Here is a 23,762-nt window from a genome sequence, read left to right as displayed (position 1 = left end):
TCACTAGGCCTCCCCCGCCCCGGCCGCCAGATCGAGCAAGGCGAGAAACTCGTCCCGCGCCGCCGCGATGTCGCATGGCTCCGGGTTCGCCCAGCCGAGCGCGCTGGCGGCGCGCTCGGCGGCGCGCCCCGTCAAGTCCGGCGTACTGGAGGCGACCGCCACCATCTCGTCGAGGTTCCCGTTGCAGTGCAAGGCCATATCGCAACCGGCCTGGAACGCTTTGGCCGTCCGCTCCTCCAGGGTGCCGGACAGTGCGCCCATGGACAGGTCGTCCGTCATCAAGAGCCCGTCGAAACCGATCGAGCCACGGATGATATCATCTACGAGAACGGACGACAGGGTCGCAGGCGCCGCGGCGTCGATGTCCGAATAGACGACATGGGCGGTCATCGCCATCGGCAGGCCGGCCAGACGGCGGAAAGGCTCGAAGTCGGTCCGTTCCAGTTCCTCCCGCGCGCAATCGACCACGGGAAGGTCGTAGTGGCTGTCGGCGCCTGCGCGTCCGTGACCGGGGATGTGCTTCATGATCGGGGCGACCCCGGCGGCGGATACGCCTTCGGTCTTCGCGCCGGCCAGTTCGGCGATGGCCGTCGGGTCTTGGCCGAAGGATCGGTCGCCGATCACGTCATGCGTCGCCGGCACGCGGATATCGAGGACGGGAACGCAATCGACGGTTATGCCGAGATCGATGAGGTCTTCGCCGATCAGGCGGCCGAGCAGCCACGCCGCCCGTGTTCCCGCGCTCGCGTCGCGCTCGCGGATGCGCGCGATCACCTCCGCGGTTGGATATTTGGCCCAGATCGGCGGACGCAGCCGCTGGACCCGCCCGCCTTCCTGATCGATCAGGACCGGCGCATCGGGACGTCCCACGGCCCGCCGGAAATCGGCGATCAGCCCGCGGATCTGTTCCTTGTCGACGCAATTGCGCGCGAACAGGATCAGGCCCCACGGATCGGTGGTGGCGAAAAATTCGTGCTCGGCCGGCGTCAGCGTCGGACCGGCGCAGCCGCAAATGAAGGCTCTCGTTGCCATATCGGCGGATTAGCCCCCGCCAGAGGCCCGGTCAACCGGATCGTTCCGGGATCGGCAGGCCGGAGGCCTCGCGCGCCGCTCAGTTGCGACGCACGAAGCAGTCCAGACCCGCGGATTTCAGCTTTGAACACAAGGCGTTGGCATCGCCCTGACTTCTCATCGGACCGACGCCGACGCGATAGTAGATTCCGCGATCGCCGAGATCGGCACGCTCCACCGCAGGTGAATAACCGGAAAGCTGACCGCTGTATCGCTGGCTGATCGACGCCGCCGTTCCACGCGCATCCTGCTCGCTGCGGCTCGCCGCAACCTGGACGACATAGGATCCCGGCGGGAATGTCGTCGTTTGCGCTTCGGCGGGCTGGGTCGGCGCCGCGGCCGTCGTCGTCGTTTGAGTGGGCGCAGGCGCGGGGGCGGTGTTCTGTTGCCCTGTCGGAAGGGTGGCAACCACATTCGGGTTGAGCTGAAGCGGTTGACCAGACTGCGGCTGAGCCGGAGCCGGCGCTGCCGGAGGCACGAAACTGGTTCCGGGCTGATTCCGAGCCGCCGAGGGCGCCGGAGCTGGTGCCGCCTGTCCGGCAGCCGGTTGCGAGCTCGCCAGATCAGCAGGCCTGGGTTCCGGAATGGGCACACCGGTTGTCGCGGGCTGCTGGGTCTCAGCGGCCGCGGTCTGCTCGGGCTCTGACGGCTGCGGCGTGCCGGGAAGCGGTGCCGGCTGCAGCGGCGCGGGCTGCAGCGGTTCGGCCGGCTTCGGCGCCTCGATCTCGCCGACGATCGTCCCGTCCGGCTTCACGACGACGGTGCGTACGCGCTTGGGCAGTTCCTCGCCCGCAGCGCCATCCGCCGGAGAATCGCCGGTCGGCGCGGTCCCACGCAAACCGGCTCCCTGCGCCTGCGTCTGCCCCTGGTTCGGATCGATGACGCGAACCTGACGACCGCCGACATCGGCGACCGGCTCCTCGCGTGAAACGAGCCGGGCCTCGTCATTCGCGGCATTGCCGCCGACGCGGTCATATACGAGCTTGCCCTGTTGCGGGGCCTCCTCGGCGCCGGACGTTTCCGGCTCCAGCTTCGACGGCGCGTTGTCGGCCCGGATGACCGGCGGAGGCCCGCTGGTGCTCTCGCCGAAAATGCCGCGATAGACCAGCGCCGACGCACCGCCGAGAACGATCAGGCCAAGAAGGCCGGCGACGATCAACGTGCCTTTTCTGCGGCCCTCCGGCTCGACCGGGACTTCACCGTCATAGGGCGGGATATGGCCGGATTCGTCGTAGACGGGTTCGGATTCCGCGTAGACGTCGTCCGTGTAGTCGGCTCCGCGCAGCTCCGGCGCGGCAGCGTACGGCTCATGATCGGCGTAATCCGGCGCGGCCCGGTAGGCCTCGGGCTCGTCGGCAGGCGCGCGATGGATGGCGTGGCCCTGCGGCAGAGGCGGCTGGGCAGACTGGGGCGGCTGCGAAGGCTGCTCGTAGTCGTCCGCCGGCCAGGCCTGATGCTGCTGCACCGGTTCGTCATAGGTCTCGTGCTGGCGATAGTCGCCACCGAACCTCGGCTCGACCCGCTGGCTCGCGGCGGCGAGATCGGCGTAGAGGCGTTCCGTCGATTCGCGATCATACTCCGTCGCGTCGGCCAAATCGTCGGAAGGCGGCAGTTCAGGCTCTACGTGCTGCGCATATCGCGCATCATAGGCCTCAACCGGCACGTCGGATTCGGCTTCGATCGGGGATTCAGGTTCGACCGGATGCGATTCGTAAGCTTGCCGGCCGGTCTCCGGCGACACGGACGGCTCGCGCCTGCGGCTGTTGAAGTCGGCGAAGGGATCCTCGTCGATAAGGCGCGCGAGTTCCACCAGCGGATCGTCCGCCGGCAGGTCACTGCTGCTCGACGGCGTATCCGCCAGTTCGTCATATTCCCCAGGTACGGAACGCTTCGGGTAGCGCGTATCCGACATTCGTCGCCCTATCTCGCATTGTTGTCGCGAAGGGGTCGGTCAATCATCGTTGTCGGACGGGCAGCGTGTTTCAACGCATTTCTTCGAGCGGCTCGACGCCGAGCATGCCCAATCCGGACGAAATCACCAACGCGACGGCTTGCACCAGTGTCAGTCGAGCCATGGTTGAAGCTCTGTCTTCTGCGTTAATAAAGCGTAATTGTGGCAAGTCCTTGCCTCGATTCCATAAACCATGAAACGCGCTGGCCAGGTCGTACAGGTAGAACGCGATGCGGTGCGGCTCATGGGCGAGCGCCGCCGTTTCGACGACGCGCGGGAAGGTCGCGAGCGTCTTGATCAGCGCGAGTTCGAACGGATCGGCGAGCGCCGAAAGCCCCTCTGGACCAGGGGTTTCCATCGGAAACGCGATATCGGGATAGACCTCGGCGGCGTTGCGGAACACCGAATGCGCCCGGGCGTGCGCGTACTGCACGTAGAAGACCGGGTTGTCCTTCGACTGCTCCTGCACCTTCTCGAAATCGAAATCGAGCGGCGCGTCGTTTTTTCGAGTCAGCATGATGAAGCGAACGACGTCTCGACCGACCTCGTCGACCACATCACGCAGAGTGACGAACTCGCCCGCCCGCTTCGACATCTTCACCGGCTGGCCGCCCCGGAACAGCTTCACAAGCTGGCAGAGCTTCACGTCGAGCGACGCTTTGTTGTCGCTGACCGCCTTGACCGCGGCCTGCAGGCGCTTGACGTAGCCACCATGATCGGCGCCGAGCACGTTGATCATGGTGAGGAAGCCGCGCTCGTACTTGTCACGGTGATACGCGATGTCCGACGCAAAATAGGTGTAGCTGCCGTCCGATTTCATCAGGGCGCGATCGACGTCGTCGCCGAAATCGGTGGACCGGAACAGGGTCTGCTCCCGATCCTCCCAATCGTCCGGCAACTGGCCCTTCGGCGGCGGCAGTCGTCCCTGATAGACGAGCCCGCGGCCGCGCAGGTCGTCGATCGTCGCGGCGATCTTGTCGACCGGCTTCGACAGAGAACGCTCGGAATAGAAAACGTCATGGACAATGCCGAGCGCGGCGAGATCGTCGCGGATCATCACCATCATCGCGTCGATGGCGAAATCACGGACGAGCGGCAGCCATTCCGCTTCCGGTTTCTCCAGTAGTCCCTTGCCGTACTTGTCGGACAGGGCCTTGCCGACCGGAACCAGATAGTCGCCGGGATAGAGCCCCTCGGGGATCGCGCCGACGTCCTCTCCCAGCGCCTCGCGATAGCGCAGGAAGGCGGAGCGGGCGAGCGTATCAATCTGCGAGCCGGCGTCGTTGATGTAGTATTCGCGAGTGACGTCGAAGCCGGCGAACTGCAGCAGTCCGGCGAGGGCATCGCCGAAGACGGCGCCACGGCAATGGCCGACATGCATCGGGCCAGTCGGATTGGCGGAGACGAACTCGACATTGACCGGCTCGCCCTTGCCAATGCCGCTGCGACCGTAGTCGCCGCCTGCCCGGACGAGCGCATCGAGCCCCGCGCGCCAATAATCGTCGCTCAGCGTCAGGTTGACGAAGCCCGGTCCGGCGATATCGACGGAGACGACGTCTCCCGACGCGCGCAGGCGTTCGGCGAGCCTCTCGGCGATATCGCGCGGCTTCGCCTTGGCATCCCTGGCCAGGACCATCGCGGCGTTCGTCGCCAGGTCGCCGTGGCTTGGATCACGCGGCGGCTCGACCACCACTCGCGAGGTGTCGATCCCGGCCGGCAATATGCCTTCGGCCGACAGGGCCTCGACGGCGCCGACGACCCGGCCCGTGAAATCGCCGAATACATCCATACTTCAGAGCTTTCCCAGATTGTCCGTCGGTTTTCCGAACGGCGCGCGCCGCCTAGCGCAATTCCGGCGTCTCGTCAAACAGGCGCCGGTGCTCGATCATCGCGAAACGGTCGGTCATGCCGGCGATATAGTCGGCGACAATGCGGGCACGATGCGTCCGATCGGTCGCCTCGCAGGCATGCGCCCACTCCGCCGGCAGGCGGTCGGGACGGGCGAGAAGCTCGGCGAATATCCGCTCGACCGCCTGCTCCGCCTCGTCCATCACCCGCTTCACGCGACTGTGGCGATACATCCGCGCGAACAGGAAGGCGCGCAGGTCCCGTAGAGCGGCCGTCATGTCCTCGGAAAAGGCGACGAGCTGGTGGCCGGCGGCGCGCACATCCGCGGGCGAGCGCGGAGCGAGCGACGCGACGCGGCGCGTCGATTCCGTCAACGCGTCCTCGACGAGCCGGGTGATCACGCGCCGCGTGGTCTCGTGGATCAGCCGGTTGCGCTCCAGGCCGGGATATCGCTCGCGCACCTCGGCGACGATCTGCCGGAGGAACGGCACCGCCTCCTCCAGCTCCGCGATCTCGAACAGGCCGGCGCGCAGGCCGTCGTCGGTGTCATGGCTGTTGTAGGCGATATCGTCGGCGAGCGCGGCCGCCTGCGCCTCGATGCCGGCATGGAGGTGGAGGCCGAGCTCCTGCTCCGTGTTGTAGTCGAGGATCGGCTCGGGCACGCCGGATTTGGCGTAGGCACCGATCGCGTTGCCACCGGCATCGATCAGCGGGCCGTTGTGCTTGACGATCCCCTCGACGGCTTCCCAGCTGAGGTTCAGGCCATCGAATTCGGCATAGCGGCGCTCCAGTTGCGTCACCGCGCGCAGGCTCTGGGCGTTGTGGTCGAACCCGCCGAAGGGCGCCATCACCCGATCGAGCGCCCGCTCGCCGGCGTGGCCGAACGGCGGATGGCCCAGGTCGTGGGCGAGCGCGACGGCCTCGGCGAGATCCTCGTCGACGCGCAGGCTGCGGGCCAGCGCACGCGCGAGCTGCGAGACCTCGAGCGTGTGGGTCAGGCGGGTCCGGTAGTGATCGCCCTCGTGGTAGATGAAGACCTGGGTCTTGTACTGGAGCCGGCGAAACGCCGTCGAATGGATGATGCGGTCGCGGTCACGCTGGAATTCGGTGCGCGTCGGGCTCGCCGGCTCGGCGTGCAGCCGTCCGCGGCTGTGCGCCGGATCGCAGGCGTAAGGTGCCAGCAATTCGGTGGGTGGATTGACAGTCGTCGGCTGCTTCATACCTTAAGACCACACGCGGAGCCCCTCCGGGGTCCGTCTGGAGAGCGATACATGCTGGACACGCAAGACAATACCGTAATCGTAACAGACCGCGCCGCGCGCCGGATCGCCCAGATCCTCGCCAAGGATCCGGAGAAATCCGCCCTGCGCGTCAGCGTTTCCGGCGGCGGCTGTTCCGGCTTCCAGTACGGATTCGAGCTCGAAACCGATCGCGGCGACGATGACATGGTCATCGAGAAGAACGGTGTACAGGTGTTCATCGATTCGGTGTCGCTGATGTACATGTCGGGGTCCGAGATCGATTTCGTCGACGATCTGATCGGCGCCTCCTTCCAGGTCAGAAACCCGCAGGCCACGGCCGCCTGCGGCTGTGGTACCTCCTTCTCCATCTAAAAACACACGGTGGACGGATTTCGCAGGCGGTTTCGCCCGGGACGTCCGGCGCGTATGCATATCGGTGACTAACGCGTGGGGCCCTGCCTGACGCGTGGAGACGTGACCGGCAAGTGGGGAAGCGCATGAAGATCGCCACCTGGAACATCAACGGCGTCCGGGCCCGGATCGAGAACCTGAGAACCTGGCTCGACCAGGCCAGTCCCGACGTGGTGTGCCTGCAGGAACTGAAATCCGAGGAAGCCGCCTTTCCCGCCGACGCGCTGGAGGGCTCCGGCTACAACCTGGCGATCCACGGCCAGAAGGGCTTCAACGGCGTCGCGATCCTGTCCAAGCGCCCGCTAGAGGACGTGACCGTCGGCCTGCCGGGCGACAAGGACGACACGCAGGCCCGCTACGTCGAGGCGGCCGTCTCCACCGATACCGGCGTCGTCCGCGTCGCTTCGATCTATCTGCCGAACGGCAATCCGGTGGACTCGGACAAATTCCCCTACAAGCTCGCCTGGATGGACCGGCTGATCGCGCACGCCAGAAAACTCCTGGCGCTGGAGGAGCCACTGGTGCTCGCCGGCGACTACAACGTGATCCCGACGCCGATGGACGCGAAGCATCCGGAAAAATGGGAGAATGACGCCCTTTTTCAGCCGGAAAGCCGCGCAAGGCTCCGCGAACTCGAAGCCCTCGGCCTGACCGACGCGGTGCGCACCGGCTATCCGGGCGAGGATATCTACACGTTCTGGGATTATCAGGGCGGCGCCTGGCAGAAGAACAACGGCATCCGCATCGATCATCTGCTGCTGTCGGCGCAGGCGACCGACCGGCTTGTGGGCGTCGGGATCGACAAGGATGTCAGGGCCTGGGAAAAGCCGTCCGATCACGTGCCCGTCTGGGTCGAGCTCGCGGACTGACGCCACAGGCGGCTAAGGGCAGCCCCCGCTCCTGCGGTGGTCCGGCCGTCCTGATCAGATACTGAGTGGGAAAGTCAGTTCCTGGACTTATCGATCCAGGACTGGGCGAGCGCGGAGCCGACGGCCTTCTGTTCGTCGGTCAGAACCGCGCTGACCCGATGGTCGACCGCGAGAACCCAGTCGCGGTTCTTCGGCGTCGCGTTCTCACGAGCAACCACAATCCACATATAGCCCTTCTCCGGCAGCGGACGAACGCCGTTGCCGTAGATTAGCACCTCGCCGAGAGTCGCCTGCGCGGCGACATGGTTCTTGCGGGCCGCCAGGCTCAGCCAGCGTACGGCGCGAACCGAATCCGACCCGACACCGCCTTCACCGTCGAGATAGATCCTGGCCAGGTTGTACTGGGCGTCGGCGTCGCCGAAATAGGTGGCCGCATGGGTGAAAAGGTCAACGGCGCGGCTGACATCCGGCTTTACGCCGGTGTTGGCGATGCCCGTCTTGTAGTAGTTGGCGAGGTTGACGAAGGCGTCGGCGACGACACGTGCCGACGGCGTATAGGGATTGTCGTCGGCGTGTTCGTCGGCGATCGCCGAGAACATCTGGAACGCCTTGTAATCGTCTTCCTGCACACCATCGCCCTCGGCGTACATCTTGCCGAGCTTCCACTGGGCGATCGCATGGCCCTTGGAGGCGGCGAATTCAAAGGCGTTGAAGGCGGACGTGCGGTCGCCGGAACTGTAGAGCTCGGCGCCCATCCGGAAGGCGTCGACCGGCGAGGCATCGGGGGCAAGCGGCAGCGAAGGATCCAGCGCGCGCGCCGGAGCGGCGGCGAACACCGCGGCGGTGACAACTCCTGCTGCTACGAGCTTAACAGTCCACATAGCCTGCCACTTCTACCGACCCGTCCAGGCGCCTCGCTGCGGCTATCGCGCGAAGACCGCACCCTTAGGGCACTCGCTCCATGGCCCTCTTCCGGGCCTCTTCCGGCAATCTCAATTCCCTTGCGGTCCGCTCAGTGCCATGGCGTCCGAAACCAACGCAAGGCCCCGTGTCGGGTGCTTCGACCGCTCTCGCCCCGGTAGCGAAAACCGCCTGCGGCGCGACGCCGCGCGAAACGACCTTGACCACAAGGCCTTACCTCAATCGTCGGCGTTTGTGGCGCAATAGCGGCGGAGATCCGATTGCGGTTAACAGGTTGCATTTCCCTCACGTCGTGTTGCGCAACTGCAACAAAACTCGGAGAGGGTGTGGCGCCGCAACAACCAAGACGCAAAAAGGGACGCCAACGCGGCGCCCCCCCATTATCGGAAACGTCGTACCGATGGTGACCGGCGCGACGTTGTCCAGCGTACTCCTTTAGACGACGCAGGCCTTAGTCCGGAACGAACCGGACCGCGCCCTTGTCCGCGCTCGTCGCGAAGGCGGCGTAGGCCCTGAGCGCGGTCGTGACCCGCCGCTGGCGGGGCTGCGCCGGCTTCCAGCCTTCGGCTTCCTGCGCCTCGCGGCGGCGGGCAAGCTCGTCGTCGGCGACGGCGAGATTGATGGTCCGGTTCGGAATATCGATCTCGATGATGTCGGCCTCGTGCACGAGGCCGATGGTGCCGCCGTTGGCGGCTTCGGGCGAGACGTGGCCGAGCGAGAGGCCGGAGGTCGCGCCCGAGAAGCGCCCGTCGGTGACGAGCGCGCAGGCCTTGCCCAGTCCCTTCGACTTCAGATAGCTCGTCGGATACAGCATTTCCTGCATGCCGGGGCCGCCACGCGGTCCCTCGTAGCGGATGACCACGACGTCGCCTTCCTTGATCTTATTGGTCAGGATGGCGTTGATCGCGGCGTCCTGGCTCTCGAAAACACGCGCGGGTCCGGAGAACTTGAGGATGCTCTCGTCGACGCCGGCCGTCTTCACGATGCAGCCGTCGACGGCGAGGTTACCCTTCAGCACGGCCAGGCCACCGTCCTTCGAGAACGGATGATCGGCATCGCGAATGACACCCTCCGCCCGGTCCAGATCGAGTTCGTCCCAATGCCGGTTCTGGCTGAACGCTTCCGTGGTCGCCACGCCGCCAGGCGCGGAGCGATAGAAGTCGCGAACGGTCTGGCTCGTCGTTTGCGCCACGTCCCATTGCTTGAGCGCTTCGCCGAGGCTCGGAGAATGCACCAGGGGCAGCTCCCGGTTGATCAGCCCCGCACGGTCGAGTTCGCCGAGGATCGCCATGATGCCGCCGGCACGATGGACGTCCTCCATATGGACGTCGCTCTTGGAGGGGGCGACCTTGCACAGGACCGGCACCCGGCGCGACAGCCGGTCGATATCTTCCAGGGTGAAATCGAGCTCGGCCTCGTGCGCGGCGGCCAGCAGATGCAGCACCGTGTTGGTGGACCCGCCCATGGCGATATCCAGCGTCATGGCGTTCTCGAACGCACCGAAATTCGCGACGTTGCGCGGAAGGACGCTCTCGTCATTCTGCTCGTAGTAGCGCCGGGCGAGATCGACGATCAGATGGCCGGCCTCGACGAACAGGCGCCTGCGGTCGGCATGGGTGGCGAGCACCGAGCCATTGCCGGGGAGGGCCAGGCCGAGCGCTTCGGTCAGGCAGTTCATCGAATTGGCGGTGAACATGCCCGAGCACGAACCGCACGTGGGGCACGCCGATCGCTCGATGGCCTGCACGTCCTCGTCGCTCATGGTGTCGTCGGCGGCGGCAACCATCGCGTCGACCAGATCGAGCGCCTGGGTCTTGCCGGACAGGACGACCTTGCCGGCCTCCATCGGACCACCGGACACGAACACGGCCGGAATGTTCAGCCTGAGCGCGGCCATCAGCATTCCGGGTGTGATCTTGTCGCAGTTGGAGATGCAGACCATGGCGTCGGCGCAGTGCGCGTTGACCATATACTCGACCGCATCGGCGATGAGCTCGCGCGAGGGCAGCGAATAGAGCATGCCGTCGTGGCCCATCGCGATGCCGTCGTCGACGGCAATGGTGTTGAATTCCTTGGCGACGCCCCCGGCGCCCTCGATCTCGCGGGCCACAAGCTGGCCGAGATCCTTCAGGTGCACATGGCCCGGCACGAACTGGGTGAAGGAGTTGACGACGGCGATGATCGGCTTGCCAAAGTCGGTTTCCTTCATGCCGGTGGCGCGCCAGAGGCCGCGCGCGCCGGCCATGTTGCGTCCGTGCGTCGTGGTGCGGGAGCGATAGGCGGGCATTGTCGTTTCCTAAGTCCGTTTCTGATCATTAGATGGAGCATCCGGCGCCAAAGCCAAACACTCCAGGATCCGCGACCGGGCCAGCGCGATTTTTCACGTCTTCCGCCCGAAGATCGCGGGCAACAATCGGGGAAGCGCCCGGCTTTGTCCACACAAACCGGTCGCATGGCGGCCATTCGATCAGCGAGCGCGGGCACAGAGCGCCCTCGCCTGACCGGGCTCGGCCGCGTCCATCTTCCTGCACTTGGGGGGCAGCCGATCGCGATTAAATTGAATGAAGGGGGGACCGCCAGGTGTGCGGCGGTCGGGCGCGCTAGCGTCCGGCCACGGCCAGCCAGCTGGTGTGTTTGCGGGCGACGCGCAGGCCGACATAGGTGAACGTGCCGACGACCAGGAACGCCAGCCAAGCCGGCTCCTCGGCGATCCAGGCAACGAAGCTCTCCTTGTCGAGGACGAACGCTTCCAGCCATTCGACGACGAAGAAGAAGATCGTGATCAGGTAGAAGCCCGGATACTCGCGCCGCAGGACCGTCTTGAACGAGAATGGAAGCGCGGGGCGCACCCAGCCGGACAAGCGCGGCAGGAAAACCGGCGTCTTCTCCGCCCAGCGGCGATACCGGTCGCCGTACTTGTCCTCCAGGAAGGCCTCTTCGGCGAGCATGATGCGCTCGTAGTAGAGGAAATAGGCGACCGTCCCGAACAGGACGAACACCACGCTCTTGAACACGAGCATGAAGCCGAGGAACACCAGGAAATTGGCAAAATAGAGCGGGTGGCGCATCTGCGAGTACATGCCGGTCGTGTTCAACGCCTCGGCCTTCTGCTCGCTGGTGCGCCCCGACGTTCCGCGAGGCACGAACCCGACGATCAGTCCACGCACGACCAGGCCGGAAAACGCAATCGCGAAGCAGGCGTAATCCCAGACGTCCTCGACCGTGTCGCCGAGAACCCGGTTGACCCAGTCGGACTGCATGAACGCGATCACGGCGACCGGGACAATGACCAATGGCAGATAAGACCGCCAGCGGAACAGCCAGTTGCCCTGGCGGACAAGTTCGTTCTTGAGCATCGGACCCGCGTCTATCCGTCTTCGCGTGCAAAGCGATGCCGACGATCGCCGGCACGCCTCATTCTGCCGCGAATACGGCGATGCGATGGCGACGGGTCCTATGCGGCGCCCGCGAGGCGCTCCAGGGCCTGCGTCAGTTTGGCGCGTGCGTCTTCGGCTTCGGCGCGGCGTTCGCGCTGCTCCTCGACGACGTGCTCCGGCGCGCGGGACACGAAGTTCGCGTTGGCGAGCTTGGCGTCGATCTTGCCGATCTCGTCGCTGAGCTTCTTCACTTCCCGCTGCAGACGCTCGCGCTCAGCACCGAGGTCGACGACATCGGCGATCGGCAGCGCGACCGTCGACTCGCCCACGACCGTCTGGACGGAGCCGGCCGGCGCGATGTCGGCGAGCGACACCGCTTCGAGCCGGGCGAGCCGCTTCAGCGGTTCGTCGTACCGCGCCGCGCGCTTCGACACCTCGGCGCTGGAGCCAACCAGGACGAGCGGCAACCGGGCGCCGGCGGGAACGTTCATTTCCGAACGCACCGAGCGGACCGCGGTCACGAGATCGATCAGCCAGTCGACATCGGCCTTGGCATTGGCGTCGACGAGGCCGGACAGGTTCGGCCAGGCCGAAAGCGCCACGACCTCTGTTCGCGCGGGGCCCTGTTCGCCGAGGTGCGTCCACAGTTCCTCGGTGACGTAGGGCATGAAGGGATGCAGGAGCTTCAGGATCTGGTCGAGCACCCAGGCCGTCGTCGCCCGCGTCTCATCCTTCGCCGGCCCGTCCTCGCCCGACAACACGGGCTTGGCCAGCTCCAGGTACCAGTCGCAGAAGACGTTCCAGACGAAGCGGTAGGCGGCGCCGGCGCCTTCGTTGAACTTGTAGGCTTCGATCCCTTCGGTGATCGCCCGGGCGGCGGCCTCGGTCTCGCCGACGATCCAGCGATTGAGCGTCTCCTTGACGCCGGCCGGATCGAAATCCTCGACGCCGACGCAGCCGTTCATCTCGCAGAAGCGGGCGGCATTCCAGAGCTTGGTCGCGAAATTGCGATAGCCCTCGACCCGCTGTTCCGACAGCTTGATGTCGCGGCCCTGGGCGGCCATCGCCGACAGGGTGAAGCGCAGCGCGTCGGCACCGTACTTGGAGACGAGGTCGAGCGGATCGATGACGTTGCCCTTCGACTTCGACATCTTCTGGCCCTTCGCGTCGCGGACCAGGGCGTGGATGTAGACGGTGTGGAACGGCACTTCCTTCATGAAGTGCAGGCCCATCATCATCATCCTGGCGACCCAGAAGAAGATGATGTCGAAACCGGTGACCAGCACGTCGGTCTTGTAGTAGCGCTGCAGTTCCGGCGTCTCGTTCGGCCAGCCGAGCGTCGAGAACGGCCACAGGGCGGACGAAAACCACGTGTCGAGCACATCGGGATCACGCTCGAGCGTAACGTCCTCGCCGTATTTCTCGCGAGCCTGGGCCAGCGCGGCCTCCTCGCTCTCGGCGACGAAGACCTCGCCGTCGGGCGCATACCAGGCGGGAATCTGGTGGCCCCACCACAACTGGCGCGAGATGCACCAGGGCTGGATGTTGCGCATCCACTCGAAATAGGTCTTTTCCCAGTTGCGCGGGACGAAGACGGTTTCGCCGCGCTCGACGGCCTCGATGGCGGGCTTGGCGAGCGTCGCGGCGTCGACATACCACTGATCGGTCAGCCACGGCTCGATGACGACGTTCGAGCGGTCGCCGTAGGGAACCATGTGGACGTGATCCTCGATCTTGTCGACGAGCTCGAGCGCCTCCAGATCCTCGACGATCAGCTTGCGCGCCTCGTACCGGTCCATGCCGATGTACTTGTCGGGCGCGTTCTCGTTGATGCGGGCATGGGCATCGAGAACGTTGATCATCGGCAGGTCGTGCCGCTTGCCGACTTCGAAGTCGTTGAAATCGTGGGCCGGCGTGATCTTCACGGCGCCTGAGCCGGTCTCCGGGTCGGCGTGCTCGTCGGCGACGATCGGGATCTCGCGGCCGACAAGCGGCAGGACGACATGCTTGCCGATCAGGTCCTTGTAGCGCTCGTCATCGGGATGGACCGCGACCGCGGTGTCGCCGAGCATCGTTTCCGGACGCGTCGTGGCAACGACGACATAGCGCCCTCCCCCGTCCTTGACCGGATAGCGCAGATGCCAGAGATGGCCCTTGGTCTCGACCGGCTGGACCTCGAGGTCGGAGATGGCCGTAAGGAACTTCGGGTCCCAGTTGACCAGCCGCTTGTCCTTGTAGATCAGGCCAGCACGGTGGAGTTCGACGAACACCTTCAGGACAGCGTCCGAAAGCCCCTCGTCCATCGTGAAGCGCTCGCGGCTCCAGTCGCAGGATGCCCCCAGCCGCTTGAGCTGGTTGATGATCATGCCGCCCGACTGTTCCTTCCAGGACCAGATGCGGCGCACGAACTCCTCGCGGCCGAGGTCGCGGCGATGGACGCCGCTTTGCTCGAGCTGACGCTCGACGACCATCTGCGTGGCGATGCCGGCGTGATCCATGCCGGGCTGCCACAGGGCGTCGCGGCCGCGCATGCGCTCGAACCGAATCAGGACGTCCTGCAGCGTGTTGTTGAGCGCGTGGCCCATGTGCAGGCTGCCGGTGACGTTCGGCGGCGGGATGACGATCGTGTACGGCTTGGCCTGAATCCGCTCGGAACGTCCGGCGCGGAATACGCCCGCGGCCTCCCAGGATTCGTAGATCCGGGATTCGACCTCGGAAGGCGTGAACGTCTTGTCGAGCATTGAAACGATCCGTCGCGGGCTTGTTGGGAAACCGGCGAGGGATAAACCCGACTGCCCGGGGCAAGTCAACCGAGCCCGGTCAATTCCGCCCGACCGGGGCCGTGATCGGCGCTCCTACCGGCGACCGCGCGACACCCGTTCGATCTCCTCGCGGACCAATTTCTCGACGAGCGCAGGCAGGTTGTCGTCGAGCCAATCCTTGAGCATCGGCCGCAACATGTCGCCAACAAGGTCTTCGAGCGTGCGGGGGTCGCGGCTCAGGATCGTATCGGCAAGCTGACCGAACGCGGAGGCCACTGCGGCATCGGACTTCGGCGAAAGAAGCGCGGGCGCTTCGTCTTTCGGTGCTCGCGGCGCCGCGGCTACGGCCGGCTCAGGTTTCACCGGCTTCGGCTCCGGTTCGCTGAAGGCGATATCGATATTCTCCGGTTGCTCGGGCACTTCGAAATCGGCGACGGACTCGGACGCCATCAGCTTGTCGATGTCATCGGCGTCCATTTCTTCCTCAGACGCCATCAGCCTGTCGATATCGTCAGCCGACATTTCCTCCGAGGCCGCCGGCGGGTCTTCCGGCTCTTCGGCCCGGTCTTCGGCAACCATGTCATCGGTCAGGTCGAAAATGTCCGCGTCGGCCTCCATTTCGGAGTCTTCCACTGCGTCCTCAACCAGGGCGTGCGGCGCCGGTCCCGCCTGGGGAACGGGCGCATCCGCAGCCATTCCGCCGTCGTCGCCGTCAGAAATGATCCGTCGAATGGAAGCCAAAATCTCCTCCATCGTCGGCTCCGGAGCCGGATTTGGCTTGTTCATAGTCCCCCTCACTCCGCCGCAACGCAACGGGGCAATCAGCCCTATTCAGTAGATCAAACACCCATGTCGACTATTGCATGCCGACCATTCGCTGCAAACCTGCAGCCAAGCATCATCCACCGCATGATTCGCGGCAATGCTTTTAGATAAGCTGCGGTAAAAAATGCCGGGAAATGGCGGAGCTCGCCCGCCTTACTGCCCACTCGGCGTGCGAAGTCCGAACCACTTGTCACGGACCTGCTCGTAGTGGACGGTCGGCTGGTAGGTATCGACGGCCAACGCCAGTGCCTGGGCGGTCAAACGCCCGATCGCCGATACCAGCGCGTAGGATGCCACCACCCGGTCGCTTTCCGCGGTCACCAGCGATACGCGCGCATCGAGAAGGGTCTGCTCGGCATCGAGGACATCGAGCGTCGTGCGCTGGCCAACCTTGGCTTCCTCGCGCACGCCGTTGAGGGCGATCTGCGCAGCGTTGACCTGAGCCTGAGCGGAGGAAATCGAGGCGGTCGCCGCCTGCAGCGCGCCCCAGGCCGACACCACGGCGGCGCGAACCTGCTGGCGGGCCGAGTCGATCTGCAACGTGGCCTGCGCGCGGTTCTCCTTGGCTTCACGCACCTGAGAGTACTCGAGGCCGCCCTGATAAATCGGGATCGTGAGCTGGGCCGTTATGCTCGCCGACGACGACCGGTCGATGATTCCCGAGGGATTGTTCACGTAGTCGGCCGAGGCCTGAAGGCTGACGGTCGGCAGCAGCGCGCCCTCGGCGGACTTGACCTGATAGGCGGCCGCCTCTTCGGCATAGACCGACGCGACGATGGCCGGGTGTGTCGCATGCGCCTGGCGAAGAGCCTCGTCCAGGGTCGAGGGAACGTTCGCCGCCGGCGTGGCAGGGGCCAGGTTCGCGGCTTCCCGTCCGATGATCTGCCGGTAGACCGCCTTGGCCGACAGCAGATTGGCTTCCGCGGAGTTCAACTGCGTGTAAGCGCCGCTGAGCGCCGCTTCGGCCTGGGCGACGTCGGTGTTGGTCACCTCGCCGACCTGGAAGCGGTCGCGGGTGGCGCGGAGCTGCTCGGCCAGAACTTCGATGTTCTGGCGATTGAGTTCGACGATCGCCTGAGACGTCAGCACGTTCATGTACGCCTGAGCAGCGCCGAACAGAGTGTTCTGCTCGGTATTGTCCAGGGTCGCGCGGCCGGCCTGAACCGTGGCCTCGGCCGCCTTCGTGTTGTTTACCGTCTGGAAGCCGCGAAACAGATACTGGCTGACCGACACGCCGACGGCGCTGGTGGTGAGATTCGAGGTCCCGAGAATCGGAACGTTGGTCGTGGACTGCTGCACCGATCCGGCGCCGAATATCTGCGGTCGCCAGGCCGACAGCGCCTGCGGGACCAGTTCGTCCGTCGCGCGCAGTCCCGCTCGGGCGGAATTGAGGTCGGGATTGCTCATATAGGCGGCAGACAGCGCCGATATCAGCGTTTCCGCTCTTGCCGATGGTGCCGCGGCACTCAGGCACAAAAGAGCGGCGAACGCAGCGGTGAGCCGCCCCGTTCCGTTACGGCTTTTCCGGACGGATTCGATCTTTCCCATGCCTAGCACGTGCGGCGCAGTCCCGTTTTCTAGAATGATCCGCTCTTGCGACGGCTCGGGCAGACATTAACGAGTCGTTTCCGGATCGAGAAGTTTATTTGATCCTCGGACGGCTATTTGCGGCGTGGTGCCGCATTAGAGCCACACCAAATGCGGCAAAGCCGTGCCAGACCCCACGGTTTCCGCGAATCACCGACGCCTTGCGGCGATCAGAAGACGAATTCCGGTGTCTTCTCGAATCCCGGCAGCGGATGCACGTTCACGTCGAACGCGACCCATTGGCTGACGTCGCCGCCAACGGAGCGGAACAGCGTCGCCTTGCCGACGGGCCCATCGGCGACCGCGGCGACGAGGCGGCCGCCTTCGCGCAGCTGGGCGAACAGGGCCGAGGGAACCTGCTCCACGGCGCCTTCGATGAAGATCACGTCGTAAGGCCCCTGGCTCTCGTAGCCGGCAGTCATGTCACCGGTGACAATCGCCGCGTTTCCGACGCCCTCGTCCACCAGCCGGCTTTCGGCGCGCGAGGCCAGGTCCGCATCGGCCTCGAGGCCGACGACCGATTCGGCGAGGCGAGCCAGCACCGCGGTGGAATATCCGGACGCGCAGCCGATATCGAGAACGAGATCGTTGGGCCCGATCTCGGCCAGTTGGGCCAGCCTGGCGAAGGGCATCGGCTCCATGAGCCAACGGCGGTCCTCTGCGGACGCCCCTTCCTTGAGCGGCAGGTCTTCGTCGATATAGGCAAGCTGCCGCATCGTGGCCGGGACGAACCGCTCGCGCGGCACCTCCAGCAAGGCGGCGATCAGGCGGCGGTCGGTGACGCCATTGGTCCTGATCTGGGATTCCACCATATTGCGCCGTGCGAGTGAGAAATCCGTCATGCCATATTCCTTCGGTGGAGGCTCCGCCTCCGGCGTGTCGATCGAGGAGGCCGCACGCTACATAAACCGGTCCGAAAGGCAAGCCGGCCGTCGCGCCGCCGCCATCGGAACGCAGACGGCGTTGCCGGCCGCTGCCGTAGCGTTGCCAAGGGTGGATGGACCGCGTCCCCTGCTAACCTGCAAGTATCTTTCGAACCCGTGCGATGCACACAATGAAGTTTCTTCTCTCGTCAGACAATTCCGTCGCTGGGTACCCGTCGTATTCACCGTATTCGTAGTTATGGCATTTACCGCCAACTTGTGGCCTGAACACCCCGAATGGATTTACTATCTGCCGCTTGCACCGCTCGCTTTTTTGTTGGTGAGCGGGCTTTACCTGTTCGCAATGCCATCTGTCTCGAAGAGCCGCGCATGATCACCGAAATCGAGGACTACTTCGCAAAAGGCTGCGGGCGCTGTGCGCGCTTCGGCACAGAGGATTGCTCGACAAAACGATGGGAGCCCGGCCTCGCCAAGCTGCGTGACATTTGCCTTTCCTCCGATCTGACAGAAACCGTGAAGTGGGGCCATCCATGCTACATGCACGCTGATCGGAACATCGCGATCATCGGCGCTTTCCAAGATAACTTTCGCCTGAGCTTCTTCAACGAGGCGCTGATGAAGGATCCGGAAGGGGTCTTGGAAAAGGCTGGACCCAATACACAGCATCCGGGCACGATCCGCTTCACTTCCAACGATGGGCCCGAGGGCCTGGAAACTATCATCCGAGCCTATCTGGATGAGGCGAAGGGCTACGCCGAGGCCGGAACGAAGCCTCCGAAGGACGAGAGCGCGCTTGAACTGCCGGACGAGCTTGTGGATGCGCTCGATGCGGACCCCGAACTCGCCGAAGCCTTCCACGCGCTCACGCGCGGCCGTCAGAAAAGCTATGTCATCAACCTCAATTCCGCGAAAAAATCGGAAACCAGAGCGAGCCGCATCGAGAAATTTCGAGACAGGATCATCGCAGGAAAAGGCGCTACGGAGCGATGAACGCTTTGGCGCTTCTGCAGCTCCGGCTCGGGACGTCCCTTTCAGCGGCCCAGCTTCACGGCTCGGCCGTCGCCGAAGGACCGCGCAAGCGATGTGGCGTCGACCTTCTCGCTGTTACAAGTGACCCGCTGACCGATTCCGTGCGCGCCCGCTTGCCGTCCGGTCTCATGACCGCCGATCTCATGACGGTCTTCGGGCACCATCCGTTCGACTCTGCGGGACGGCCACCTCTTGAAGGATGAGGCATCAGTGCGCGAACGGATGAGGAACCGCTTTCAGAACGGTCGCGGACGTCGATTCAGAATGTTCTCGATGACACGCGGAAACACCTTGCGTAAGGCTTTGGACCAAAATATGTATCTGACCCGGCTGGCCACGTGGCGGAGTGGTGACGCAGCGGACTGCAAATCCGTATACCCCGGTTCGATTCCGGGCGTGGCCTCCAGCTTCCCCTGACAATCTGCACATTGCCGCGCGTTTTCACCCGCGCCGGGTCTTCGCGTTCCCGTTTACGCCGCGCTCCTTCTTGCTGCGCCCGGTCTTGCCGCGTCCGTTGCCATTCCCGCGCAGCCCGTTGGCCTTGCGGCCGAAATAGACCTCCATACGCCGGCGCAACCGCCGGACGGCCGGCATGTCCACCGACAGAATCACGAGTCCGAGCGGAATCATCCAAAATCCCAGGACCGGAAGGAATCCGAGGATGCCCCCCGCGATGAGCGCCAGGCCGGTGCCGAGACGGATGCGCGGCGAATCCGGAACGCGGTACTTCCGTCCCATGATGGTCACGCGCCTGCCGTTCGCAGCGGCGTCCGATCGCGAATTATCCTGGTCTGGCGTGTCCAATGTCATTGCCGATGTCAGTTTCCAGTACGGTTCCGGACCATCACGCCGGTTCCGATCCCATTGAGTATCCGATTTTTGCCCACATCTAAGCCTCGATGACCTTTGCATTCGCGCGAAGGTTTGATATAGCCCCTCCCGTGACGCGTTGAGCGGCACCTGTTCCCCGGTAGCTCAGTTGGTAGAGCAAGCGGCTGTTAACCGCTGGGTCGCTGGTTCGAGTCCGGCCCGGGGAGCCAACCATTTCAAGGGATTAGCGAGAAATTGCTAGGCCCTTTTGCTTTTCCTGGAGGCGTTGGGCCACAAATCGGGCCACAATCAATCCGGCAATCCGATGCCTTGGCGCCTTAGATAATTTTCGTACACCATCACGCCCACAAGCGCCCCTATGGCGACAAGTAGCCACGTCGAGGCGGCGGACATGAACCACTCCGGCGCCGCGAACATGTAGCCGCCTCCGAGCACAACGGCACCTATAGCGACGAGTACCCCGCATATCGTTCTGATCATGCCGGCCCCCTTTCTGGCATCGGGCAGCATTCTATCACCGTGACAAAAAAAGACCCTGCCCGAAGATATGGGCAGGGTCAGATGCGAATCGGTCAGCCGATTGGACTCACTTCCGTCATGTCGGCGAGTTGCCCCAGGATGCTTTCGGCAAGGTCGTTGAACAGGAATTCATCCTCTGTCACCTCGTCCGCGATAGCGAAGCGGGCCTTGGCTGACAGGCCCGGTATGGTTTTCGCGGGCATCGCGACAATGGCTTTCGCCATTTCCTCCAGGCGCATCGATATCGCGTCCCCTTCCGCTGCCATTGCGGCATACCGTTCGGCAAGCGGGTGAGGGGCGGGCGTCCAGCCATCGGCAGCTTTAATCAACTCGTTCGCGCGGTCGCGGCTTTCGGTGTCGACGGTCTGGACGTGGCGGATATAGCTAACGCTCGGCGTGCTGGTGCCGTGCGGGTACACCGCCGCCGATGCGATTGTGCCATTCGGCTGCATAGGCGTTTCGGGATGGTCCGGGGGGAATAACCCCTCAAACATTCCTGTCCCGAATGACCGTGAGCGAAAATGTTTGATTTCACTGTTGGCGAAATAGCCGCGAGCGCGAACAGTATCCCCCATGCCCTCTAAGCCGTACTGATCGCAAAGGGCTTCGTCCCCGTCCCGCCACCGCAAAGCCGGTGGCACCTTGGACGGATCGGGTTCCCCCTCCCGGATTTGCCTGTGCAGCGCGCATTCGGCCTCGTAATGCTGATTGGCTTTGTTCCTGAGTGCACGCCACCGCTCTATGGCGGCGAACAACTCCGCATCGGGGTTGCTCTCCGCGATGGCTGGCAGGCTACCCGCAAGCGCGGCGGCCGGAGCGGCTGCCAGGCCCGTGACGGCGGCGCGGCGGGTGATTGTCGTGGACATATCGAGCCCCTTTCCAGGTTGCAGCCGGGAAGGACTCGCGCCTTGTCGTGTTTTTGATAGAAGTGTTGTCGGTCATCGAACGCCCCTCACGGCGGTTGATGTCAAGTGCCGGCCGGGTGTTGGAAGCACCTGGCCGGTGCGCCTATCGTGCGCTCATGCAAGGCGGATTGCAAGCGGAACAACGAGTGCCGCAAGAAGACCAGAAAAGAGCTGCAAGACTACCGCCTGCCAACCGCGCGGCAGAAGGGCTTTTTCTAACAGACGAAGAATGGTTGGCGCTTCTGAAGCTCTTGGAGATGGATCAGGAAATACTGAAGGCGTGGATCATTGGATCCCGCGCAACCGGCAGAAGGCGACATAAGTCAGATTGGTCGCCTCTCGATATCGATGTCGGCTACGAACTAGAATGGATTTACGAGGACGGCGAATACATCCGCCAAGGGATGGCCTTCCAAAATAGGCACACCGTCGCGGCAAAGCGTTGGGGGTTCGATTTCCACCCGTTTGGCTGGGGGTTAAGCGTCGAGAAAGAAAGCCCCCTACAGGTCCAGATTTGGCCGCGACGACCGAAAAAGCCAATTTGAACGTTCTCTTAGGGTTTAAGCGTCGCGTTATACCAGCCCATCAGAGGATCATCTTCCTCTTGAAGCTTCATAATGATTTCTGATTGCTGCTTCCCCCACCCTTCAGGGGTCATAAGCTGTGTCGGGGCAATGCCAATCGGCCCCAGTCTGGTCACGACCCAACGCTCGAAATCTTGTTGCCTTAGAACCGACGCGGATAGCTTGTGGTCGACATCTTGAATGCTGCTGTCCAAGCGCGATACAGAAACAGTCAGATCGGAAAGCCGAGAGTTGGTAACTCGGAGCTCAGCCGTAAGATTGGAGAATTCAGTTCGGAGGGCGGCGTCTGATTCACGCGTATAGTCCCGTGCCCCAACAACCCCGTCTTGCGTTTTGGTAACAGCAGCACGAATTTCAGCAACATCAGACTGCAGACTACCCATTGTCAAAGTCCAAAGCCCCCAAGCAGCCCCACTCAAAATGAAAGCGGCGCTGGCAATAAGACCGATAGCCCCTTTGACCGTGATCGTGATTACCGCGTTTCCAGGCTCAGCCATATCGCCCTCCGATTGAATATTTCTCTAATCGATAACATGAATTGCATTGTCTAACTATACAGTGTGCTTGGGCGGTGCGGGATTGAGAACGCGCTGTACGGTTCGGACACTCAGTCCGGTTTCTTCGGCGACCTTGCTCGCAACGCCCTTCTGGCGGTGCCCGCGCCCATCTTCGCGCTTACTTTCAATCGCGACAGAGTGGCGCGATTGAAGATCCCGCGCCTCAATCAGTTCCGCATACCGCCGGATATGCGCGTCGCGCTGATCCTTGGTCAGTTCGACCCTCTCCAATACATTCGACCAGTCGGGTACTGGCAGCGAGGGTCTATGTCGCTCTTTATCTCGGCCAGTCCGCCCCAAATAGACAGGTCTTCGCCGAACAGATCGGCCCACGTGGTGAGCAAGTCGGAAACGGTGCGCTCAAAAATTTCCGTTCTGGCCAATCGTGTGGTTTGCTTCGTCCTCTCTGGAGGCCCCCATGTGTAAAGATGCGATCATCGAAGCCATACGAGCGAAAGCCATCGTTAGGTTTACCTACAGCCAGAAAATCAGGACCGCTGAACCGCATTTGCTTGGCTATGACAGCGACGGCGATTTGACGCTGAGCGCATGGCAGTTGACAGGAACAGGCCAAGGCTGGCGCGATTTTCACGTTTCCAAGCTAAGCGGGCTTGCCACAACTGGCGATAATTTCGAACGCGCACGGCCAGACTATAACCCCGATGATTCAACGCTACAGGTCGTGTTGGCCCGTCTTTGAATCCGCCGCAGTCGCAGGGCATCGGCCAGCGCGCCGGGTAGGAATGAAGCGAACAATCTGACCAATGGCCTGTGATCATCACAGCCCCCCCATTTTGCGTCGATTGAAGCCGTTAAGACTGGTGCAGCAATCTGCGGCACCAGTCTCGGATTTCTCTTTTGCTTCAACAAGTACGTGCCGGCGCGTACTTTCCGGGGCAGAACTTCCCGGCGCCGGGAAGTTTCCCAGGAACATCGAGCCGGAGAACCTCGCTCCGGCGCGAGGTTTCAGGACACGGCATCCGGTCAATAATCCTCGTCCTCCAGGCCCGGCATGAACATGCCGCCAAGGACGCCCCTTGCCGCCATCCCTGCGGCGGGGTCTGAGGGGCGCAACAGCGGCCTTCCGGTTGCTATCAGGTGTTGAGCCTCACGGGCCTTTGCGAGCGATCGCTTACCCAATGCATGACGCGTTGCGCCGGACGCGGCGAGACCAGCCGTCCCGCCTGCTGCCATGCCAACTGGCCCGCCGAGCAATGCACCGCCGATCGATGCGCCGAGCCCTCCGCCGCCGAGAATGCCCGTTAGCGTCGAGATTGTGCTAGCAGCCTGTTCAAGGCCATCGGCACGGATAACCGCATCGATCGCCTTGCGCTCCTTGGCGCTGTACAGCCGCGTGAAGTCCTTCCGTTTCTTCACGTTCCGCAGCCGGGCCTTGACGCTGGTCATCAGGTGCGTCGGTCCGCCCGCCACGTCCTCGGCATGGGTCAACGCATCCTCGATGACTTCCGTCTTTTTCATGCGTCGCCACAGGCCACGCGCTTCGGGCATCACCTTCGCCACAACCTTGCGATCACCGGCCACGACGGCATCATCCGCAAGAGCCCCGAACCAGTTATCGAAGGTGTCCAG

18 protein-coding genes, 2 tRNA genes, 3 pseudogenes and 1 riboswitch are annotated in these 23,762 nt (G+C 63.8%); of the genes and pseudogenes, 7 read left to right on the top strand and 16 right to left on the bottom strand.

The annotated features are described in order from the left end of the window. Nucleotides 1–3: 3 nt before the first annotated feature. From nagZ to MUB46_RS19365, 4 genes are all read right to left on the bottom strand, one after another. Nucleotides 4–1,032, bottom strand: a complete 1,029-nt coding sequence (nagZ, locus tag MUB46_RS19380; protein ID WP_261617613.1) for a beta-N-acetylhexosaminidase — start codon at nt 1,030–1,032, stop codon at nt 4–6. 79 nt (nt 1,033–1,111) lie between these two features. Next, entirely contained in the window at nt 1,112–2,983 is a 1,872-nt protein-coding gene (locus tag MUB46_RS19375; RefSeq protein WP_261617612.1) for an SPOR domain-containing protein, read from the bottom strand. A gap of 70 nt (nt 2,984–3,053) precedes the next feature. Then, nucleotides 3,054–4,811 (bottom strand): arginine--tRNA ligase, encoded by a 1,758-nt coding sequence (argS, locus tag MUB46_RS19370; protein WP_261617611.1) that lies wholly within the window; start codon nt 4,809–4,811, stop codon nt 3,054–3,056. 52 nt (nt 4,812–4,863) lie between these two features. Further along, a complete protein-coding gene (locus tag MUB46_RS19365) occupies nt 4,864–6,090 on the bottom strand; it encodes a deoxyguanosinetriphosphate triphosphohydrolase (protein WP_261617610.1) in 1,227 nt (408 codons plus the stop codon). Between the two features lie 51 nt (nt 6,091–6,141). Between MUB46_RS19365 and erpA the strand changes: the two genes are divergently transcribed. Next, the gene (gene erpA, locus MUB46_RS19360) at nt 6,142–6,483 is read left to right on the top strand and encodes an iron-sulfur cluster insertion protein ErpA (protein WP_261617609.1); all 342 of its coding nucleotides are present in this window, start codon (nt 6,142–6,144) and stop codon (nt 6,481–6,483) included. A gap of 125 nt (nt 6,484–6,608) precedes the next feature. After that, a complete protein-coding gene (xth, locus tag MUB46_RS19355; RefSeq protein ID WP_261617608.1) occupies nt 6,609–7,391 on the top strand; it encodes an exodeoxyribonuclease III in 783 nt (260 codons plus the stop codon). Between the two features lie 74 nt (nt 7,392–7,465). Here xth and MUB46_RS19350 read toward each other — a convergent pair whose 3' ends face one another. The 8 genes and pseudogenes from MUB46_RS19350 to MUB46_RS19315 form a co-directional block, all read right to left on the bottom strand. Next, complete coding sequence (locus tag MUB46_RS19350) at nt 7,466–8,272, bottom strand: tetratricopeptide repeat protein (protein WP_261617607.1); 807 nt, start codon at nt 8,270–8,272, stop codon at nt 7,466–7,468. Between the two features lie 491 nt (nt 8,273–8,763). Then, entirely contained in the window at nt 8,764–10,599 is a 1,836-nt protein-coding gene (gene ilvD, locus MUB46_RS19345; RefSeq protein WP_261617606.1) for a dihydroxy-acid dehydratase, read from the bottom strand. Between the two features lie 313 nt (nt 10,600–10,912). Then, nucleotides 10,913–11,668 (bottom strand): methyltransferase family protein, encoded by a 756-nt coding sequence (locus tag MUB46_RS19340; protein WP_261617605.1) that lies wholly within the window; start codon nt 11,666–11,668, stop codon nt 10,913–10,915. A 98-nt stretch (nt 11,669–11,766) separates the two neighbouring features. Further along, complete coding sequence (locus tag MUB46_RS19335) at nt 11,767–14,430, bottom strand: valine--tRNA ligase (protein WP_261617604.1); 2,664 nt, start codon at nt 14,428–14,430, stop codon at nt 11,767–11,769. Between the two features lie 114 nt (nt 14,431–14,544). Continuing rightward, a pseudogene (locus MUB46_RS24410) lies at nt 14,545–14,793 on the bottom strand (PopZ family protein); the annotation flags it as partial. Nucleotides 14,794–15,429: 636 nt separating this feature from the next. Continuing rightward, nucleotides 15,430–15,684 (bottom strand): TolC family protein, encoded by a 255-nt coding sequence (locus MUB46_RS19325; RefSeq protein ID WP_261617602.1) that lies wholly within the window; start codon nt 15,682–15,684, stop codon nt 15,430–15,432. Continuing rightward, a riboswitch (S-adenosyl-L-homocysteine riboswitch) is annotated at nt 15,674–15,770 on the bottom strand. It overlaps the preceding gene by 11 nt. A 439-nt stretch (nt 15,771–16,209) precedes the next feature. Further along, nucleotides 16,210–16,683 (bottom strand): annotated as a pseudogene (locus MUB46_RS24405) (TolC family protein); the annotation flags it as partial. Between the two features lie 350 nt (nt 16,684–17,033). After that, a complete protein-coding gene (locus MUB46_RS19315) occupies nt 17,034–17,705 on the bottom strand; it encodes a protein-L-isoaspartate O-methyltransferase family protein (RefSeq protein WP_261617600.1) in 672 nt (223 codons plus the stop codon). Nucleotides 17,706–18,116: 411 nt separating this feature from the next. Between MUB46_RS19315 and MUB46_RS19310 the strand changes: the two genes are divergently transcribed. Beyond that, nucleotides 18,117–18,737: a YdeI/OmpD-associated family protein gene (locus MUB46_RS19310; RefSeq protein WP_261617599.1), complete on the top strand. Its 621-nt coding sequence runs from the start codon at nt 18,117–18,119 to the stop codon at nt 18,735–18,737. Between the two features lie 371 nt (nt 18,738–19,108). Continuing rightward, a tRNA-Cys gene (locus MUB46_RS19305) sits at nt 19,109–19,182 on the top strand. 35 nt (nt 19,183–19,217) lie between these two features. Here the strand turns inward: MUB46_RS19305 and MUB46_RS24300 are convergent. Further along, the gene (locus tag MUB46_RS24300; protein ID WP_315902763.1) at nt 19,218–19,736 is read right to left on the bottom strand and encodes a hypothetical protein; all 519 of its coding nucleotides are present in this window, start codon (nt 19,734–19,736) and stop codon (nt 19,218–19,220) included. A 4-nt stretch (nt 19,737–19,740) separates the two neighbouring features. On the opposite strand from MUB46_RS24300, the gene MUB46_RS19295 reads away from it, so the two are divergent. Further along, a tRNA-Asn gene (locus MUB46_RS19295) sits at nt 19,741–19,816 on the top strand. A gap of 363 nt (nt 19,817–20,179) precedes the next feature. On the opposite strand, the gene MUB46_RS19290 is transcribed toward MUB46_RS19295, so the two are convergent. Next, nucleotides 20,180–20,992, bottom strand: coding sequence for a hypothetical protein (locus MUB46_RS19290; protein WP_261617598.1), 813 nt, complete (start codon nt 20,990–20,992; stop codon nt 20,180–20,182). A 47-nt stretch (nt 20,993–21,039) separates the two neighbouring features. Here MUB46_RS19290 and MUB46_RS19285 point away from each other — a divergent pair, with 47 nt between their 5' ends. Next, entirely contained in the window at nt 21,040–21,576 is a 537-nt protein-coding gene (locus tag MUB46_RS19285; RefSeq protein ID WP_261617597.1) for a nucleotidyltransferase domain-containing protein, read from the top strand. Nucleotides 21,577–21,584: 8 nt separating this feature from the next. Here the strand turns inward: MUB46_RS19285 and MUB46_RS19280 are convergent, their stop codons facing one another. Continuing rightward, on the bottom strand, nt 21,585–22,112 hold the full coding sequence (locus MUB46_RS19280; RefSeq protein ID WP_261617596.1) for a hypothetical protein: 528 nt from the start codon (nt 22,110–22,112) through the stop codon (nt 21,585–21,587). A 478-nt stretch (nt 22,113–22,590) separates the two neighbouring features. Between MUB46_RS19280 and MUB46_RS19275 the strand changes: the two genes are divergently transcribed. Continuing rightward, the gene (locus tag MUB46_RS19275; RefSeq protein WP_261617595.1) at nt 22,591–22,872 is read left to right on the top strand and encodes a WYL domain-containing protein; all 282 of its coding nucleotides are present in this window, start codon (nt 22,591–22,593) and stop codon (nt 22,870–22,872) included. A 284-nt stretch (nt 22,873–23,156) separates the two neighbouring features. On the opposite strand, the pseudogene MUB46_RS19270 reads toward MUB46_RS19275, so the two are convergent. Then, nucleotides 23,157–23,762: pseudogene (locus MUB46_RS19270) on the bottom strand (hypothetical protein); the annotation flags it as partial.

It is taken from the genome of Microbaculum marinisediminis (assembly GCF_025397915.1).
GTDB lineage: Bacteria > Pseudomonadota > Alphaproteobacteria > Rhizobiales > Tepidamorphaceae > Microbaculum > Microbaculum marinisediminis.
Note: the sequence above shows the minus strand (reverse complement) of the source record. Positions and strands in the feature narration are given on the sequence as shown.